Below are 17,963 nucleotides of genomic sequence, written 5' to 3'. Positions count from 1 at the left end.
CTTCGGAGGTATGACCCTCATCGACTTGAACGCCGACCTCGGAGAGGGCTTCGGGCGCTGGCAGCTGACCGACGACGAACGCCTGCTGTCCGTGGTCACCAGTGCCAACGTGGCCTGCGGCTTCCACGCGGGGGACGCGCCCACCATGCGGCGGGTGTGCGAGCTGGCGGCCGAGCGGGGCGTGACGATCGGCGCGCAGGTCTCCTACCGGGACCTCGCCGGGTTCGGGCGGCGCGCGATGGACGTGCCGCCGGCCGAACTGACCGCCGAGGTGGCCTACCAGATCGGCGCACTGGAGGTCTTCGCGCGGGCGGCGGGCGCGCGCGTGGCGTACGTCAAGCCGCACGGCGCGCTCTACAACCGGGTCGTAGGCGACGAGGAGCAGGCCGCGGCCGTGGTCGCCGGTGTGCTCCTCGCCGGCTCCGCGCTGCCCGTGCTGGGGCTGCCCGGCTCCCGTCTGCTGGAGCTCGCCGCGCGGGCGGGCCTGCCTGCGGTCACGGAGGCGTTCGCGGACCGGGCGTACACCGAGGAGGGCACGCTGGTGCCGCGCGGGCTCGCGGGCGCCGTGGTCGCCGACCCGGACGCCGTGGTGGAGCGGTCGGTGGAGCTGGCCCGGTCCGGCACGGTGGCCTCCCTGGCCGGGCCGCGCATCGACGTACGCGCGCGTTCCCTGTGCGTGCACGGCGACACGCCCGGCGCGGTGGAGCTGGCCCGGCGGGTCAGGCGGCGGCTGGAGGAGGGCGGCGTGCGGGTGGAGGCGTTCGCATGAGAGCGCTGGCCGTCGGCCTGGACGCCCTGCTCGTCGAAACGGCCTCGGGCGAGGAGGCCCAGGCCCTGCACGCGGAGCTGCTGCGGCGCCGCGAGGAGGGCTCGCTCGTCGTCCGCGAGATAGTCCCCGCGGCGCGCACGGTCCTCCTCGACGGCCTGGCCGACCCGGTCCGCTGGGCCCGCGAACTGACCTCGGCGGCCGTCCCGCCCGCTCCCCCACGCTCGGGCGCGGTGGTCGAGCTGCCGGTGCGCTACGACGGCCCCGACCTCGCCGACGTGGCCGCCCACTGGGGCGTCCCGGAGCCCGAGGTGGCTCGGGTCCACGCCGCCACCGAGTTCCGGGTCGCGTTCTGCGGCTTCGCCCCCGGGTTCGGCTATCTCACCGGCCTGCCGGCGCGCTACGACGTACCGCGCCGGGCCACTCCGCGTACGGCCGTCCCGGCGGGCTCGGTGGCGCTGGCCGGGCCCTACACGGGCGTGTACCCGCGCTCGTCGCCGGGCGGCTGGCAGCTGATCGGCACCACGGACGCGGTGCTGTGGGACCACACGCGCGTGCCCGCGGCGCTGCTCACACCGGGCACACGGGTGCGTTTCGTGCCGGCGGGCCAGGGGGACGCCGTATGACCGATCGCGCGCTCACCGTCGTCCGCGCGGGGGCGCTCACCACCGTTCAGGACCGCGGCCGTCCGGGGCACGCACATCTGGGTGTGCCCCGCTCGGGCGCGCTGGACGCGCCGGCGGCGGCGCTCGTCAACCGGCTGGTCGGCAACCCGCCGGAGGCGGCCGTGCTGGAGACCACGCTCGACGGCTGCGCCGTGCGCACCCGTTCCCCCGTCACCGTGGTCGTCGGCGGCGCGCCCTCGGCCGTCACGGTGGACGGCCGGCCCGTCGCCTGGGGCGCGCCGGTGCACGTGCCGTCCGGGGCGCTGCTGGACGTCGGGCCCGCCCTCGCCGGGGTGCGCGGCTACCTGGCCGTGGGTGGCGGCGTCACCGTGGAGCGCGTCCTCGGCAGCCGTTCGACGGACCTTCTCTCGGGCCTGGGCCCCGCACCCCTCACGGACGGCGCGGTGCTGCCCCTGGGGCCGCCGCCCGCCCCGTACACACGCGTGGACGTCGCCCCTCAGCCGGCGCCGCCTGCCGAGCTCGTCCTGCGGGTGAGGCCGGGCCCGCGCGACGACTGGTTCACCCCGGAGGCGGTGCGCGTGTTCACCACGCGCGTGTACCGCGTGTCGGCGTCGAGCAACCGGATCGGGCTGCGCACGGAGGGTCCGGCGCTGGAGCGTGCGAGGGCCGGGGAGCTTCCCAGCGAGGGCATGGTGCTGGGGGCGGTCCAGGTGCCGCCGGACGGCAGGCCCGTGGTCTTCCTGGCCGACCATCCGACCACGGGGGGCTACCCGGTGATCGGTGTCGTCCACCGGCCCGATCTGGCCCGTGCCGCGCAGGCGGTGCCGGGGACGCCGACGCGCTTCGTGGCGGTCCGCCCCCGCTTCACCGCGCTCCGGACGACCGGGACCCGGTAGAGCGCCGAGCGACCGGAGGGCCGGGCGGCGTCCATCTCCGCCTGGCCGGCCGGCCACCGCCCGTTCACCCGGCGGACGGACGTCCGCCGCCCGCCCCTGCCGTCGGGGCCGTCGTCACATGGCCGAGGCCGCGTCCGGTCCGATCCTGCTGCGTACGGCCGTCTGGACCTCGGCCTCCTCGGCCGGGTCGGCGGCGAGCCGGCGCAGCCGTTCGACGACCCGGGCGTCGCCGGTCTCGGCGTGCCGGGCGGCGATCTCGCGGGTGGTCTCCTCGCAGTCCCACAGGCATTCGACGGCGAAGCCCGCGGCGAAGGAGGGGTCGGTGGCGGCGAGTGCGCGGGCACAGCGGCCCCGCAGATGGGACGACGCGGTCTCGCGGTAGATGTGCCGCAGCACGGGGGCCGCGCACGCGATGCCGAGCCGCCCGGCGCCGTCGACGAGGGTCCACAGGGTCGGGGCGTCGCAGCCCTCGCCCCGGACGGCCTCACGCAGGGCGCCGAGGACGAGGTCGCCGTCGTGGGCGCCGCCCCGGCAGGCGAGCACACGGCCGGCGGCGGCGCCGAGGGCGTCGGGCCGGTGGACCCAGCCGCGGGCGCGGTCCACGGCGGCCGGCACCCGCATGCGTTCGAAGGCGTCGACGGCCGCCTCCACCACGGCCGTCGAGCCCGCCACGACGGCCCGTTCGATCAGGTCGAGGGCGCCTGGATCGTCGCTGTCGGCGAGATAGCGCAGGGCGGTGCACCTGGCGCCGTCGCCGCCGTCCCGTGCGGCCCGCACGATCTCCGGCCGGTCCTCGGGGCCGGCCACCGCGGCCAGACATCGGGCCGCGGGGACATGGAGCGCGGCGCCCCGGTCCAGGCCCTGCTGGGCCCAGTCGAAGACGGCCTGGACGCTCCAGCCGGGCCGGGGCCCGGTGGGCCTCATCTGCCGCTGCCACCGGTCGAAGGAACCGGCTTCCTGGGCGGCTCGCACCCGCGTGGAGACGTACTCGCGCGGGTCCTCCGCCCACAGCCGCCACGGCCGCGGCTCGAAGGCGTCGCGCACGGCGACGACCAGTTCCGCCTCGCCCTCGGCGTCGGCGGCGAACCGTGCGAGCACCGGGGCGGCCAGGGCGCGCAGCCCGGCGTCGTCGTCGCGCAGGGCGAGCTCGTCCAGGGCCCAGGCCCAGTTGGAGCCCGAGGCGGCGTAGCGGCGCAGCAGTTCCAGGGCGTCCCGCCTGCCGTAGGAGGCGAGATGGCCGAGGACGGCCAGGGCGAGGCCGGTGCGGGACTCCTCGGTGTCGAAGGCGTCCTCGACGTCGAAGAGGTGCGCCTCGATCTCGTCCAGCTCGCCGCCGAGGTCGAGGAAGAGCCGGGCGTAGTAGAGGGAGCGGTTCTCCACCTGCCAGTCGTGGCGGGGATCGCGCAGCACACAGTGGTTGAGGGCCGCGAGCGCCTCTCGGCGGGGCGCGGTGAGCGCGTGCAGCGTGCCGTCGCCGCGGCCCCGCTGCAGCAGGCCGAGCAGCGTACCGCTGGGCGCTATGACCGGATCGAACATGGGAAACAGCCTCACATCAAGCGTCGACGCAACCGGGGAACACGCGTTACCTGGCCACGTGACAACACGTCGGGGCGCCCGCCGTCTCTTGCTTGTGGTAGACCATCTCTCTCTGCCTCTCGTCGGTGGCCCATGCGGACCGTGTCACGGCCCGCGCGGTGCGGCAACACCTGCCCATCCGTCGCGTCCGTGAATCACGACGTCATGATGACCCGGCTGTTCTGCCTGCCGCGACCGATATTTCCGGCGGCCTCGTACCGCCTCCCCCGTGTTCGTCGTCCAGTCCGGTCGGGAACGTCGTTCCGGCTGATCAGGGACTGCCGGTGCGGTGGCCCCCGAACAGTTCGAGCAGCTCGGCCCGGTCGAACATCCTGGCCGTGTCGACGGCCGAGGGGGTGCCCGCGGCCGGGTCGGCGCCGGCCTCGACGAGGGCCTTGACGACCTCCGTCTCCCCCTTGAAGACGGCTCCCGCGAGCGGGGTCTGGCCTCGGTCGTTGATCCGGTCCGCCTCGGCGCCGCGGGCCAGCAGGGCCCGTACGGCCTCGGCGTGGCCGTGGTACGCGGCGAGCATCACGAGCGAGTCGCCGCGGTCGTTGGTGAGGTTGGCCGGAACGCCCGCGTCGACGTAGGCCACGAGCGTCTCCGTCTGTCCCTGGCGGGCCAGCTCGAAGATCTTGCTCGCCAGCTCCACGACCTCGGGGTCGGGGGCTTCGGTCATCGTCGGACCGCCTCTCGTCACAGCCGTTCAGGTGAATCGCCAGGGTACTGGCTCGCCCGGCACATGGCGGGCCGCGCGAGAGGCAAAGATCAGCGCGAGACCCGTTCGACGCAACTCCGCTGCTCAGCCACCCCGACGAGACTTCCGCCGACCGAGCGAAAACTCCCGAAATTCACCCAGTTGCACCTTTAATCGTATAGACACATCCTGTGATCCTGGAAGTACTCATGGTGACTGTCCCCACGAACCAGGAGAGCCCAAATGATCCTGTCCATCTCAGGTGTGGTCCTGCTCGGCATCATCGTCTTCCTGTTCTTCCGCAAGGACGGGCTGAAGGCGTCGCACGCCCTGGTCTCGGCCCTGTTCGGCTTCTACCTGGCCAGCACGGCCCTCGCCCCCAGCATCAAAGCCGGCGGCGAGAGCCTGGCCGGACTCCTGGGCGGCATCAAGTTCTGACGCCGTCCGGCTCCGCCGCCCCGTCCCCGCCGTCCGATCCGTCCGCCCCCACCTCCAGGAGACCGCAGTGGCCCGGCGCCCCCTCCCCCGCATCCTGAGCACAGGCAGCGCGCAGATCGCCCGGAGCCGGGAGCTGGCCCGGACGGCGGCGGACAGCGCCACCGACATCCTGCACCCGCTGATCACCGTCGCCCGCGGTCTGCGCCGGCTGGCCGCGGCCGGCCGGCTGAAGTGGGCCGAGACACCCAAGGACCGGCGCGGTCCGCTGCTGTTCCTGGCGGCCTCGGTGGTCCTGGTGGTGGCCCTCGTCCCCTACGGCCCGCTGCTCGCCGTCATCACCCTGATGGCGGCGGCAGCCTGGCAGGGCCGGGACCGCACCCCACCGGTCCCCGAAGGCCCCGACGAGTCGCAGGCCCAGCGGCTCCGGTCGCTGTACGAGGCCCTCGTCCCGTACTTCTCGACGGCCGAGGACCCCGCTCCCCTGTACGCCCACGGCGGCGACTGGGAGAAGGCCTTCCCGGAGTACGAGTTCGACGGGTCCGGCCGCGTCGCCCACCTCGCGGTCCACTACCCGGCGTACTTCCCCGACGGCGAGGCCGAGCCACGCGCGCGCGTGGAGCACCTCCTCGCCGCCAAGTCGGGCCGCGGCCGCGAGTACCTCTTCGACTGGGACGAGGAGGGCAACACGCTCACCCTGCGCGTCCTCGCCCCGCTCCCCACCGACATCGCCGCCCAGCGTTTCGTCACCGCCCCGGGCGAGACGGTCCTGGGCTTCACCGACCCCTCCCACGTCCTGCGCACCCTGCCGCTCGCCCACGGCGAGGAGCGGCGGGACGTCCCGCCCGTCGTCTGGCGCACCGGCGTCCGCTCCACCGAGCCCCACCTCCTGGCCGTCGGCCGGCCCGGCAGCGGCACCTCGACCCTGCTGCGCTCCCTCGCCCTTCAGGCCCTCCAGTATGGCGACGTCCTGATCGTCGAGGGCGGCGGCACCGGCGAGTACGCCTGTCTCGCCGGCCGGGACGGCGTCCTGGGCGTCGAGGTGGGACTCGCCGGTGCGCTGGCCGGCCTCGAATGGGCGGCCCAGGAGACGGAGCGCCGGCTGATCGCCGCGAACCAGGCCCGCCAGGAGGGCAACCCCCCGCCGGACGACGTCAAGCGCCCGCTGTGGATCGTCCTCGACCGCCCCACCGCGTTCACCCACCTCGCCGAGGCTGAGGGCCGCGAGGACCCGCAGACATTCCTCCAGGTCCCGCTGCGGCACGGCCGCGCGGCCTCCGTGACGGTGGTGGTGGCCGAGCAGTTCGACAACCTGGACGCCCTCAGCGAAGCCGTACGGCAGCACACGCGCGCGCGTGTCGTCCTCGGGCCCGCCTCAGGCAGGCAGCTGGAGGCGATCCTCGGCGCGCCCGCGCACACCACTCCCGTCGACGACGTCCCGCCCGGGCGCGGCTACGCCCGGCTCGGCGCGGGACCGGTGCACCGCCTCCAGGTACCGGCGACCCCGGACCCCTACGACGACGCGACGAGCGACGCCCACCGGCAGGCGGTCCTCGACCTGCTGCCGCCCCGCTCGACCCCGGCGGACGCCGAGGCGCCGCCGGTCCCGGCGGAGCCCGTGGCTCTGGAGAGCTCGTAGGGGTACGGGCGGGGCCTGCCGCCCGCACCCTTGCCGCACCGGCCGGGCCGGGCCCCGTCTATGCGACGAACGTGCGCGGGGCCTCCCCGCCCGCCGTCCCCCCGCTCTGCACGATCCGGGCCGCCGCCGCCAGCCGTGCCGCCGCCTCGTCGGCCACCGCTCCCCCCACGGTGAACGGCAGCCGCACATAGCCTTCGAAGGCGCCGTCAACCCCGAAGCGCGGTCCGGACGGCACCCGGACCCCGACCCGCTCGCCCGCCTCGGCGAGCCGCGACCCGGACAGCCCGCCGGCCCGCACCCAGAGCGTCAGGCCGCCCCGGGGCACCTCGAACTCCCAGTCCGGCAGCTCCCGCCGCACCGCGGCGACCAGCGCGTCCCGGTTCTCCCGGGCCTGACCGCGCCGCAGCTCCACGGCCTGCTCCCAGCCCCCGGTGCTGAACAGCCAGTTCACCGCCAGCTGCTCCAGCACCGGAGTGCCCAGGTCGGCGTAGGCGCGCGCGGCGACCAGGCTGCGGATGACGTCCGGAGCCGCCCGCACCCAGCCGATGCGCATCCCGGCCCAGAAGGCCTTGCTGGCCGAGCCGACGGTGATCACCGTGGACCCGGCCGGGTCGAAGCCGCACACCGGGCGGGGCATGGCGGCGGCCGCCTCCTCGTCGAGCCACAGCTCGCTCATCGTCTCGTCGGCGACCAGCACCGTCCCCGCCGACCGGGCCGCCTCCACGAGCCGCCGCCGCTGGTCCTCGTCGGCGAGGGCGCCGGTGGGGTTGTGGAAGTCGGCGACGACGTAGGCGATGCGTGGCGCGGCCTCGCGCAGGACCTGCCGCCAGCGGTCCATGTCCCATCCGGTGAGCCCTTCCGCCATGGCGACCGGGACCAGCCGGGCCCCCGCCTCCCGCATCAGCTGGAGGATGTTGGCGTACGACGGCGACTCGACGGCGATGCGTTCGCCCCGCCCGCCGAACAGATGGCAGATCGCGTCGATGGCGCCCATGGCGCCGGTCGTCACCATGATCTGCTCGGGCATGGTCGGGATCCCGCGCGCGGTGTAACGCTCGGCGATCATCGCCCGCAGGGCGGGCAGCCCCGCCGGGTAGTCGCCGTGCGTGTGGGCGTAGGGGGGCAGCTCTTCCAGTGCGCCCCGCACGGCGCGGGTGAGCCACGGCTCGGGGGCCGGGAGGGCGGCGCAGCCCAGGTCGATCATCGAGCCCAGGGTCTCCGGCGGCAGGGGTTCGAGCCCGCGCGCGGGGACGGGGTTCCCCGCCGGGACGGCCGTCCAGCTGCCGGCTCCACGCCGGGACTCGAGAAAGCCCTCCGCGCGCAGCGCCTCGTAGGCGGCGGCGACGGTCGTACGGCTGACGGACAGCGCCAGGGCGAGCTCCCGCTCGGCGGGCAGCCGGGCCGCGACCGGGACGCGGCCTTCGAGGACCAGCAGCCGGACGCCGTCGGCGAGGGCGCGGTAGGCGGGCGGGCGGCGCGTGCCGGGGCCCGCCGGACGGTCCTGCTGCGAGTTGAGCAGCCGCGCCAGTTGCGCGGCCCCCACCGCGGAGGTCCACTGCGCCATGATTACCAGTCCACCTTCCCCAAATTGGCCATGGATGGAGTTTCCTCCCCCGCCCCAGAGTGTCATGAGTCAGGCCACTACCACCACCAGGGGGACCACTTGTTCACCAACGGCCACCATCTCGTCCGACGGCTGGTCCAGCTGTACGCCGGCCTCGCGCTCTACGGCATCAGCTCGGCCATGCTCGTCAGGTCCGGCCTGGGGTTGGAGCCGTGGAACGTGCTCCACCAGGGGCTCGCCGCGCACACCGGCCTCTCCATCGGCACCGTCCTGATCATCGTGGGCGTGATCGTGCTGCTCACATGGATCCCGATGCGGCAGCGCCCGGGGCTCGGCACGGTGTCCAACGTGGTCGTCATCGGGATCGTGATGGACGGGGCGCTCGCCGTCATCCCCGAGGCGCACGGTCTGTCCGTGCGCCTGCCCATGCTGGTGGCGGGGGTCGTCCTGAACGGCGCGGCGACCGGCAGCTACATCGCGGCGCGCTTCGGGCCGGGTCCGCGCGACGGACTGATGACGGGACTGCACCGGCGGACGGGCCACTCGATCCGGATGATCCGCACGGCCGTCGAGATCAGCGTCGTGGCGACCGGTTTCCTCCTCGGCGGCACCGTGGGCGTCGGCACCCTGCTGTACGCGCTGTCGATCGGGCCGCTCGCACAGTTCTTCCTCCGGGTGTTCGACGTGCCCGCGGCACCGGCCGGCAGCACGATCGTTGCCGCGAGGCCACCCCGTGGAGCGATACTGCGTCCGTGACCGTCCTCCTGCGCCACCCGTACCTCGACCATCCGGGGCCCATTCCCTTCGCCCACCGTGGCGGGGCCGCGGACGGCCTGGAGAACACCGTGGCGCAGTTCCGGCGTGCGGCCGAGGCGGGCTACCGCTACATGGAGACCGACGTGCACACCACGCGGGACGGCAGACTGGTCGCCTTCCACGACGCGACGCTGGACCGGGTGACCGACGGGGCGGGCCGCATCACCGAGCTGCCGTGGGCCGAGGTGCGGCACGCGCGCGTGGGCGGCGCGGAACCGGTCCCCCTTTTCGAGGAACTCCTGGAGACCTTCCCCGGGGTGCGCTGGAACGTCGATCTCAAGGCGGAGCCCGCGCTGCACCCTCTGCTCGACCTGATCGCGCGGGCCGACGCCTGGGACCGGGTCTGCGTGGGCTCCTTCTCCGAGGCGCGGGTGCTGCGCGCGCAGCGGCTGGGCGGACCGCGCCTGGCGACCTCGTACGGCACCCGGGGCGTGATCGGCCTGCGGCTGCGGTCGTGGGGCGTGCCCACGGCGCCGCGCCGCTCGGCGGTGGCCGCGCAGGTGCCCGAGACCCGCTCGGGCATCCCGGTCGTGGACCGCCGTTTCGTGCGCGCCGCCCACGCGCGCGGGCTGCACGTGCACGTGTGGACGGTCAACGAACCGGATCGGATGCGCCGGCTCCTGGATCTCGGCGTCGACGGCATCATGACCGATCACATCGACACGCTGCGGGAGGTCATGCAGGAGCGGGGCGTGTGGGCCTGACCCGCGCCTTCAATGACTGCCGTCGCGGCATGTGATCACCGGCGCGGGGAAACCGGCACCCGAGAAGATTTAGCGCTCAACGCCAAAGGGCGGTAGTGTACGCGTTTGGCCTGCACGGCGTACCGTTACCGCGCGTCAAAGATGCCGAAACGCTGGGTGACATCTGCTTTCAGATGTGACAAACCGGGCGCCTGTGGGTACTGCAATGGTTGACAAGGCTGCGGCTACGACGGCGACGCATGACCCGGAACGGGACACGGAACGGGAATCTTTACCGCCGACCGGACGTTGACCGGATGACGACGACAGCGACACCTGTCCTGTGGGCGACAAGCCCGGGAGGCACGATTCATGAGTGAGCGAGCTCTTCGCGGCACGCGCCTCGTGGTGACCAGCTACGAGACGGACCGCGGCATCGACCTGGCACCGCGCCAGGCCGTGGAGTACGCATGCGAGAAGGGGCACCGCTTCGAGATGCCCTTCTCGGTCGAGGCGGAGATCCCGCCGGAGTGGGAGTGCAAGGTCTGCGGTGCCCCAGCACTCCTCGTGGACGGCGACGGCCCTGAGGAGAAGAAGGCCAAGCCCGCGCGTACGCACTGGGACATGCTGATGGAGCGGCGGACCCGCGAGGAACTCGAAGAGGTCCTCGAGGAGCGGCTCGCCGTTCTGCGGTCCGGGGCGATGAACCTGGCGGTGCATCCCCGCGACAGCCGCAAGTCCGCCTGATCCTGGGCGGCAGACATAACGACCGCGGGCGCCGCACATCGAAAGATGTGCGGCGCCCGCGGTCGTCGTGTGTCCGCTCCGGCGGGGCGGAGGGCGAGCCCCCGCAATCAGGAGTTGTCGTCCCGGACGACCTCGCCCTGGACCACCTTGCCGTCCGGGCGGTGGATGCGCGCCTGCTGGAAGGCGTCGCCCAGGACGCCCGAGCCGGCATCGCGCAGCTTGCGGTCCACGGTGCGCTGCGTGTAGCGGCCGACGGCCTTCTGGACCGGCGGAAGCAGCAGGAGCAGTCCCGCCGCGTCGGACACCAGGCCCGGGATCATCAGGAGCAGGCCGCCGAGCATCGTCAGACCGTTGCCGCCGCCCCGGGTGGGGGCCGTGCCGCGCTGGATCGCCTCGTTCAGGTTCTGGAAGGCGCGCCGGCCGGCCCGCTTGATGACCACCGCGCCGAGGACGAGCCCGGCGAGGAGCAGCATGAAGAGCGCGAGCCCGCCGGCCGCGCCGGCGACCACGGACAGCAGCCAGATCTCCAGCACCAGCCACGCGGCGAACCCCAGGGGCAGGAACGTCCGCAGCCGGGAGCGCCGGGGCCGGGGCTGCTGAACGGGCTGCTGCACGGAGTACGCGGGGGTCGGAGCGCCAGTCGTCATGCGTCCAGTGTGCCTGGACCCGGCTCAGAGCGGCATAAGGGGACGATCAGCCGTCGCTGTGCGGCTTCTCGGATGCCGCCGGGTCCTTCGTCTCGTCGCTCGCCGACGGCTGCGGACGCTGCGGGACGGCGGGTCTGCCGGTCCTGGCGGGCTTGCCCGCGATCTTGCCGACGCGTTCGCCCACGCCCCACGCCGTGACGCGCCACAGCGCCTCGACGAGGATGTCGCGGCTCATCTTGGAGTCGCCGAGTTCACGCTCGACGAAGGTGATGGGCACCTCGACGACATGGAAGCCGGCCTTGACCGCGCGCCGGGCGAGGTCGACCTGGAAGCAGTAGCCCTGGGAGGCGACCCCGTCGAGGCCGAGCCCCTCCAGGGTCTCGCGGCGGAACGCGCGGTAGCCGCCGGTGATGTCGCGCAGCGGGAGGTCCAGCGCGAGGCGCGAGTACAGGCTGCCGCCGCGGGAGATCATCTCGCGGGACTTGGGCCAGTTCACGACCCGGCCCCCCGGTACCCAGCGGGAGCCCAGGACCAGGTCGGCGCCCTTGAGCGCGGTGAGCAGCCGGGGCAGCTCCTCGGGCTGGTGGGAGCCGTCGGCGTCCATCTCGATCAGTACGCCGTAGCCGTTGTCCAGGCCCCAGCGGAAGCCCGCGAGGTAGGCGGCGCCGAGGCCTTCCTTGCCCTTGCGGTGCAGCACGCGCACGTGGTCGTCCACGGCGGCCAGCTCGTCGGCCAGCTTGCCGGTGCCGTCGGGGCTGTTGTCGTCGGCCACGAGGACGTGGGCCTCGGGGACGGCCTTGCGCACCCGGCCGACGATGGCCTTGATGTTCTCCGCCTCGTTGTAGGTCGGAATGATCACCAAGGCCAGGCCGAGCGGGCCGAACTTCCTCCCCCGGTCCTGTGCCGCGAGAGTCCCGTCGCCGTCGTTCACTGCTGCCCCTTCGAGTCCGTACGCAGGGGACCACCATAGTGGCCGCCGCCTGCGATGACATGGCGGGACCTTTCATAAGGTGGTGTCGTTTTCCGAAGATCGGGGTAAGTAGGTCTTTTCGGCGTCTTCGGAAGCCCTCGCTCCGTCAGGGAACGCGCGGGGCGCGCGTACGCGTCGGGGTGAGCCCGCGGTGTGACGCGTCGCTGCGGATGGGGGCCCGGCGCCCTTCGGGCCGACCTGGGGCCCGCTGGCTGCGGGTCGACCTAAAGCCGTTGTCTACTGAGCGCCCGGGCCCCACCCGGGTCACACCTCCCCGACCGGCCGGAAAGTTCCCTCGCGCGCGGCGCGGGCGCTGAGCCTGGCTCCCAGTGACGGCGGCCCGGTGGGGCGCACCGTCCCTGACCCAGCGGCGCCGCGGCGAGTGCGCGAACGTTCGCCGGCGGGGTGTCCGGTGGTGGACCCGGCCGAACCTACCGGCCCCCCGCCGTCGGCTGTCAACAGCCGCCCTACCTGCGGGTCTTCGGTCAAAGCGCTGGTCAGCGCGGAGACGGCGGGGTCCGCGGGGCGGCGCGCGGACGGGTGATCTTCGCCGCTCCGCGCGGCCGGATCACTCGCCCGGCCGTACGAACACCGTCCGTCCCGCGACCACCGTACGCAGGCATACGGGCAGGTCGGCGCCCGGGGTGAGGTCGGGCAGGCCGGGAGTTCCGGAACGGGGGTCGGTGGACCAGCGGGCGACCCGGTCGTCGGGCGCCTGCACGACCAGGTGGTCCGTGCGCCACACCGCGTAGTCCGCGGGCGCCCCGGGCACCAGGACCCCGGCGTCGTCCCGCCCGATCGCCCGCCAGCCGCCGCGGGTGTGGGCCGTGAACGCGGCGCGCACGGAGACGCGGTGCTCGGGGGTGCGGTGGAAGGCGGCGGCCCGGACCGTGCCCCAGGGGTCGAGCGGGGTGACGGGGCTGTCGGAGCCGAAGGCGAGCGGCACCCCGGCGCGCAGCAGGGCCGCGAGGGGGTTCAGCGAGCGGGCCCGTTCGACGCCGAGACGCTGGGCGTACATGCCGTCCTCGCCACCCCACAGGGCGTCGAAGGCGGGCTGGACGGAGGCGGTGAGGCCGAGTTCGGCGAACGCGGCGATGGTTTCGGGGGTGAGCATCTCGGCATGCTCGACGCGGTGCCGGGCGGCGCGGATCCGGGCGAGGCCGACCTTCTCCGCGGCGGCCCGCACGCCCTCGACGACGGCGGTGACGGCCGCGTCGCCGATGGCGTGGAAGCCCGCCTGGAGCCCCGCCTCGGTGCAGGCCGCGACGTGCTCCGCGACCTGGCGGGCGTCGAGGTAGGCCTTGCCGGTGTGGGCGGCGTCGGTGTACGGGGCGTGCAGGCAGGCGGTGTGGGAGCCGAGCGCGCCGTCGACGAAGAGGTCGCCGGCCGCGCCGAGGGCGCCGAGGGCGCGCGCCTTGGCCGCGCCGTCCGCGCCCTGTTCGGCCCAGTAGCCGACGATCCGGGGGCCCGCCTCCTCGGCGGCGAGCCGCAGCAGGCCGGCGAGGTCGTCCTCGGAGGAGATCTCCGGTCCGGCGCACTCGTGCACCGAGCCGATGCCGAGGGAGGCGGCGTGGGCGAGGGCGGCGCGCTGGGCCTCGGTGCGCTGCCCGGCCGTCACGGCCGCGAACGCGGCGGCGCGTACGGCGTGGTGGGCGTCGGCGGTGAGCGGGCCGTCCGCGGGACGGGCGGCGAGGCTCGGGACCAGGTCCAGCAGGGCCGTGGTGACGACCGCCGAGTGGACGTCGATGCGGGACAGGTAGAGGGGCCGGCCGCCGGTCGCCTCGTCGAGTTCCGTGCGCGTCGGGGGACGGCCGCCGGGCCAGCGGGAGGCGTCCCAGCCATGGCCGAGCAGCACCTTGTCACCCGGCCTGGCCGCGGCGAAGTCCCGCACCCGGGCGAGGGCCGTCGTCAGGTCGGGCGCGGTCGACAGGTCGAGGCCGGTCAGGGAGAGGCCCGTGGCGGTGGTGTGCACATGGGCGTCGGTGAAGGCGGGGGTGACGAGGGCGCCGTCCAGGTCGACCACCTCGTCGACCCCGTCGGCGAAGGCGTCGGCCGCCCCCTCGGAGCCGACCCAGGCGACCTGGCCGCGCTCGACGACCATCGCGGTCGCGAACGGGTCGGCGGGGCTGTGGACCTCTCCACGGCGGAGCAGGACGGTCTTCGGCTCGGGGGTGCGCTCACTCATGGGCACCAGTCTCGCGCCTCGCCGGGCCCGCCCCGCACACGGGCCCCGTCAGGCGCGCCCGGCCGGTCCGTCCGCCGGGTCTGCCGGACCCGGGCGGCCGGGCGTCGTCATATCCGCGGCGGCCGGGCCTCGTACGGCGTGGACAGGACGACCGTCGTACGGGTGGAGACGCCCGCGAGGGCGCGCAGCCGGCTCAGCAGCTCCTCCAGTTCGTGCGGGGTGGCCACCCGCACCTTGAGGATGTAGTTCTCGTCGCCGGCCACGCTGTGGCAGGCCTCGATCTCGGGCACGCCGGAGAGCCGGTCGGCGATGTCGTCGGGCGCGCTGGGGTCGAACGGTTTCACCGAGATGAAGGCCGTCAGGGGCAGCCCGACCGCTTCCGGGTCCACCACGGCCGCGTAGCCGCGGATGACGCCGCGCTGCTCCAGCCGGCGCACCCGCTGGTGCACGGCCGACGTGGACAGGCCCGTGGCCTTGCCCAGGTCGGTGTAACTCATCCGCCCGTCCTTGACGAGCAGCTGCACGATCTGTCGGTCCAGCTCCTCCATGGCGCAAGAACCTACAGTGCGCCCGATCTCCGCGTATACCTATGCAGCCCAGGTCATACGCGGTTCGGGACAGAACGAGGGGGTGTGCGGGAGACGCGGGCGGGGCATGTGGAGAGACGCGGGGACGGGCATCTGCGTTTGGCATGTGACGAACGCCACAGCGTACGCCGACGGTACGTCTGTTCCTCGTGGTTACCGCCGAGACGTGCAGGGAAGTGCTTGCTGTGGTCGAGGCCGCAGTGCCGTCACGGCCCAGCCCTAGGGGGAGAGTCCCATGCAGAGTCTTAAGCGCCCTGGTCGCACCGCGCCCAAGCGGCTCCAGCCGGTCGCCGTCGAACCCGAGCCGGAGGGCGTCGAACCCGACGACCCGGCCGACGAGTTCGACGCCTACGACACCTTCGAGATGTACCGGGTGATCTGCCCGGACTGCGCGCAGCCCATCGCGCTGCTGGCGGACGAGGAGGTCCTGCCGGAGCACGCGCTGTGCGCCTCGCCGTGGAACCCCTTCGGGCTCACGGTCTGCGCCGGCACCGGACGCGCGGCGGCCGAGGCCCGCCCGGCGGACGCGTCGGCGGAGCCCCAGGAGCAGGACACCGCGCTGCTGTTGACGCTCCCTCAGGGGCTCGACTGGCGTACGCAGCCCTTCTCGCACGTCGGCGGTCCGGGCTCGCGCCCCATCCGCGTGCAGGTGCTGCGCCGCCAGGCCGCCTGAACCCCTGGCCCCGTCCGGCCGCCTCGAATCCCGCCCTCGCCCCGGGCCACGGCATCCGCAGACCGCCGTGGTGCGGGACCGGCATGCCCGCGGCCGTCTTGGACGGCGGCCCCGGTGAGGTGACCGGCCCCCGGGGGAACACGGGCCTCCCCCGGCTGACGAGCCGTGACCTGGAGCCGAGGGTGCGCGTTGGCCTGGTATGACCCCCACCCACACGGCGGCACCCGGGCGGCACCGCCAGCTGTTCGTCCCCGCGCCGGCAGGAGCGGTCCCACCGGCTCCGCCGGCCGCGCAGGACCCTCCGATCTACCGTGACCTGATCCGGGTGTGGGCCGAGCGGGGCCGCACCCTCCCCGGGCGGCACGACCCGGAGTGGGTGCGGCTGGTGGCCCCGCTGGTGCGGCCGGGGCAGTTCAGCGGGTCTCCGGACCCACTAGGTGACGTGCGATGACCATGCGCTGGACCTGGTTCGTGCCCTCCACGATCTGCAGCGCCTTGGCTTCGCGCAGATAGCGCTCGACGGGGAAGTCGGCGGTGTAGCCGTAGCCGCCGAGGACTTGCACGGCGTCGGTGGTGACCCTCATCGCCGCGTCGGTGCAGTGCAGCTTGGCCATGGCCGCCTGCGCCGCGAACGGCCGGCCGGCGTCCCGCAGCCGCGCCGCCGCCAGGTACAGGGCGCGACCGGCCTCGACCCGGGTCGCCATGTCGGCGAGCAGGAAGCGCAGCCCCTGGAAGTCGGCGACCGGCCGGCCGAACTGCCGCCGGTCCCGGGCGTAGGCGACCGCCTCGTCGAGTGCCGCCTGAGCCACCCCGACCGCGCAGGCGGCGATGCCGAGCCGGCCGGAGTCGAGCGCGGCCAGGGCGATCGCGAAGCCCTGACCGACCTCACCGAGGCGCCGCGCGTCCGGGACGCGCACGCCGTCGAAGTGGAGCTGTGCGGTGGGCGAGCCCTTCAGTCCCATCTTCCGCTCGGGCGGCGCGGCGCTCAGCCCGTCGGCGTCGCCCGGCACCAGGAACACGGTGATCCCGCGCCGGCCCTCGCCGCCGGTGCGCGCCATGACCGTGTAGAAGTCGGCGATGCCGCCGTGCGTCGTCCAGGCCTTGGCGCCGGTGATCACCCAGGTGTCGCCGTCGCGCACCGCACGGGTGCGCAGGGAGGCGGCGTCCGAGCCGGAGGCGGGCTCGGAGAGGCAGTACGCGCCGAGGAGCCCGCCGCCGAGCATCGCGGGCAGGTGTGCGGCCCGCTGCGCCTCGGTGCCGTGGGCGGCGAGCGGGTAGGCGGCCAGGGTGTGGACGCTGATGCCGAGACCGACGGTGAGGCGGGCGGCGGCGAGCTCCTCCAGGACCTGGAGGTAGACCTCGTAGGGCTGGTCGCCGCCGCCGTGGGCGGAGTCGTACGGCAGACCCAGCAGGCCCGCTTCGGACAGCAGGGTGAACAGCTCGCGCGGGAAGCGGCCGGCCTCCTCGTCCTCGGCGGCCGTCGGGACGATCTCGCGGCGTGCGAGGTCACGGACGAGTGCGAGCAGGTCACGGGCCTCGTCGGTCGGAAGCGGCCGGTCCACCGGCGGCGGGAAGCGATCGGGCACGGTGACTCCTCTCCTCGCCGGCCGGCGGCCTCGCGCTGTGAGTATGCCCGCGGGCGGTCGCCGCCGCACGGGCGGACGGGCCGTCGGCGGTCAGCGCACGCGGGCCGCGCGGCCCGGTCTCACGCGTCCTCCCGCTGGGCCTCCTTCGGGGCGGGGAAGGCGGGGTCGAGTTCCTCGATCGCGCGCAGGGCGCCGCCCAGGGTCCGCACGAGGAGTTCGCGCATGGTGTCGCGGGTCAGCCCCCGGGGGCGGTCGATCCAGTCGAGGGTGGCGCCTTCCACGCTGCACACCCAGGAGAGCAGGCCCATCCGGGGCAGCGAGGGGATGTCGGCACGGCCGTAGGCGCCCTCGGCGATGGTGACCACGAAGGCCTCGCGCACGCCGTCCCGGATGCCGTGCACCTCGGCGTCGAAGCCGACGCCGCCGCTCACGATCGTGCGGTAGGAGGCCTGGTGGTCCTCGGCGAAGCGCAGATAGCCGTCGATCGTGCGGTGCACCCGGTCGAGCTGGGGCAGCTCCAGGCCGCTCGCCGCGAAGGAGACCAGTTCGGCGACGGAGTCCTGGATGATCGCCAGGTAATAGCCGCGCTTGGACTGGAAGTAGTAGTAGATCAGCCCCTTGGCCACGTGCGCCTGCCGGGCGATGTCGTCCATCGAGAGTGCGTCGTAGGACGTGTCGGCGAACAACTTCCGCCCGATGGCGATGAGTTCGGCGCGACGCGCGAGTGAGCGCTCGGTACCGCGCGCCCGGGGACGGGCGGCGTCGCGCTGGTGACTGATATTCAACTCGACCCTGGTCTCCAACGGTCGGCGGGACGACGTCAGTATGTCAGGTCGAAGCGTGGGTCAGGTCACACCGGTCACCGACCGGA

Annotated in this window: 18 protein-coding genes; 9 read left to right on the top strand and 9 right to left on the bottom strand. The window is 74.2% G+C overall.

The window, feature by feature from the left end; genetic code table 11:
- Positions 1–10 precede the first annotated feature (10 nt).
- Genes EV567_RS27080 through EV567_RS27070 form a run of 3 tightly spaced genes read left to right on the top strand, consistent with a single transcriptional unit; the run spans position 11 to position 2,288 of the window.
- Positions 11–769: a LamB/YcsF family protein gene (locus EV567_RS27080; RefSeq protein WP_130444627.1), complete on the top strand. Its 759-nt coding sequence runs from the start codon at positions 11–13 to the stop codon at positions 767–769.
- The gene (locus EV567_RS27075; protein WP_130444625.1) at positions 766–1,392 is read left to right on the top strand and encodes an allophanate hydrolase subunit 1; all 627 of its coding nucleotides are present in this window, start codon (positions 766–768) and stop codon (positions 1,390–1,392) included. Before EV567_RS27080 ends, EV567_RS27075 begins: the two co-directional genes overlap by 4 nt.
- Positions 1,389–2,288 carry a biotin-dependent carboxyltransferase family protein gene (locus EV567_RS27070; RefSeq protein WP_130444623.1) on the top strand — a complete coding sequence of 300 codons (900 nt, stop codon included), beginning with the start codon at positions 1,389–1,391 and terminating at the stop codon, positions 2,286–2,288. Before EV567_RS27075 ends, EV567_RS27070 begins: the two co-directional genes overlap by 4 nt.
- 114 nt (positions 2,289–2,402) lie before the next feature.
- On the opposite strand, the gene EV567_RS27065 is transcribed toward EV567_RS27070, so the two are convergent.
- Positions 2,403–3,824: a HEAT repeat domain-containing protein gene (locus EV567_RS27065; RefSeq protein ID WP_130444621.1), complete on the bottom strand. Its 1,422-nt coding sequence runs from the start codon at positions 3,822–3,824 to the stop codon at positions 2,403–2,405.
- Between the two features lie 310 nt (positions 3,825–4,134).
- Entirely contained in the window at positions 4,135–4,542 is a 408-nt protein-coding gene (locus EV567_RS27055; RefSeq protein ID WP_130444619.1) for an ankyrin repeat domain-containing protein, read from the bottom strand.
- 261 nt (positions 4,543–4,803) lie between these two features.
- On the opposite strand from EV567_RS27055, the gene EV567_RS27050 reads away from it, so the two are divergent.
- Together EV567_RS27050 and EV567_RS27045 are read left to right on the top strand one after the other, a co-directional pair.
- Positions 4,804–4,998 (top strand): hypothetical protein, encoded by a 195-nt coding sequence (locus EV567_RS27050; protein WP_130444617.1) that lies wholly within the window; start codon positions 4,804–4,806, stop codon positions 4,996–4,998.
- A 67-nt stretch (positions 4,999–5,065) separates the two neighbouring features.
- Complete coding sequence (locus EV567_RS27045; protein WP_130444615.1) at positions 5,066–6,634, top strand: hypothetical protein; 1,569 nt, start codon at positions 5,066–5,068, stop codon at positions 6,632–6,634.
- A 58-nt stretch (positions 6,635–6,692) separates the two neighbouring features.
- On the opposite strand, the gene EV567_RS27040 is transcribed toward EV567_RS27045, so the two are convergent.
- A complete protein-coding gene (locus EV567_RS27040; RefSeq protein ID WP_130444613.1) occupies positions 6,693–8,198 on the bottom strand; it encodes a PLP-dependent aminotransferase family protein in 1,506 nt (501 codons plus the stop codon).
- Positions 8,199–8,228: 30 nt separating this feature from the next.
- Between EV567_RS27040 and EV567_RS27035 the strand changes: the two genes are divergently transcribed.
- The 3 genes from EV567_RS27035 to EV567_RS27025 all read left to right on the top strand — a co-directional run bounded on the left by EV567_RS27035 (position 8,229) and on the right by EV567_RS27025 (position 10,444).
- A complete protein-coding gene (locus EV567_RS27035; RefSeq protein WP_407071624.1) occupies positions 8,229–8,954 on the top strand; it encodes a YczE/YyaS/YitT family protein in 726 nt (241 codons plus the stop codon).
- Positions 8,951–9,718 (top strand): glycerophosphodiester phosphodiesterase, encoded by a 768-nt coding sequence (locus EV567_RS27030; protein WP_130444609.1) that lies wholly within the window; start codon positions 8,951–8,953, stop codon positions 9,716–9,718. The genes EV567_RS27035 and EV567_RS27030 overlap by 4 nt, the downstream gene beginning before the upstream one ends.
- A 351-nt stretch (positions 9,719–10,069) precedes the next feature.
- The gene (locus EV567_RS27025) at positions 10,070–10,444 is read left to right on the top strand and encodes an RNA polymerase-binding protein RbpA (protein WP_020128921.1); all 375 of its coding nucleotides are present in this window, start codon (positions 10,070–10,072) and stop codon (positions 10,442–10,444) included.
- A 107-nt stretch (positions 10,445–10,551) separates the two neighbouring features.
- Here the strand turns inward: EV567_RS27025 and fxsA are convergent, their stop codons facing one another.
- The 4 genes from fxsA to EV567_RS27005 all read right to left on the bottom strand — a co-directional run bounded on the left by fxsA (position 10,552) and on the right by EV567_RS27005 (position 14,794).
- On the bottom strand, positions 10,552–11,091 hold the full coding sequence (gene fxsA / locus EV567_RS27020) for an FxsA family membrane protein (RefSeq protein ID WP_130444607.1): 540 nt from the start codon (positions 11,089–11,091) through the stop codon (positions 10,552–10,554).
- Positions 11,092–11,137: 46 nt separating this feature from the next.
- Complete coding sequence (locus EV567_RS27015; protein ID WP_242621015.1) at positions 11,138–12,022, bottom strand: polyprenol monophosphomannose synthase; 885 nt, start codon at positions 12,020–12,022, stop codon at positions 11,138–11,140.
- Between the two features lie 607 nt (positions 12,023–12,629).
- The gene (locus tag EV567_RS27010; protein ID WP_130444605.1) at positions 12,630–14,246 is read right to left on the bottom strand and encodes an amidohydrolase; all 1,617 of its coding nucleotides are present in this window, start codon (positions 14,244–14,246) and stop codon (positions 12,630–12,632) included.
- Positions 14,247–14,353: 107 nt separating this feature from the next.
- On the bottom strand, positions 14,354–14,794 hold the full coding sequence (locus tag EV567_RS27005) for an Lrp/AsnC family transcriptional regulator (protein ID WP_130444603.1): 441 nt from the start codon (positions 14,792–14,794) through the stop codon (positions 14,354–14,356).
- Between the two features lie 274 nt (positions 14,795–15,068).
- Here EV567_RS27005 and EV567_RS27000 point away from each other — a divergent pair, with 274 nt between their 5' ends.
- Complete coding sequence (locus EV567_RS27000; RefSeq protein WP_130444601.1) at positions 15,069–15,506, top strand: hypothetical protein; 438 nt, start codon at positions 15,069–15,071, stop codon at positions 15,504–15,506.
- Positions 15,507–15,919: 413 nt separating this feature from the next.
- Here the strand turns inward: EV567_RS27000 and EV567_RS26990 are convergent, their stop codons facing one another.
- A complete protein-coding gene (locus tag EV567_RS26990) occupies positions 15,920–17,092 on the bottom strand; it encodes an acyl-CoA dehydrogenase family protein (RefSeq protein WP_130444599.1) in 1,173 nt (390 codons plus the stop codon).
- A 119-nt stretch (positions 17,093–17,211) separates the two neighbouring features.
- Entirely contained in the window at positions 17,212–17,877 is a 666-nt protein-coding gene (locus tag EV567_RS26985) for a TetR/AcrR family transcriptional regulator (protein ID WP_130444597.1), read from the bottom strand.
- Between the last annotated feature and the right edge of the window lie 86 nt (positions 17,878–17,963).

The sequence above is a fragment of the Streptomyces sp. BK239 genome, assembly GCF_004217285.1.
Taxonomy (GTDB): domain Bacteria; phylum Actinomycetota; class Actinomycetes; order Streptomycetales; family Streptomycetaceae; genus Streptomyces.
This window is presented reverse-complemented; position numbering and strand designations above follow the sequence as displayed.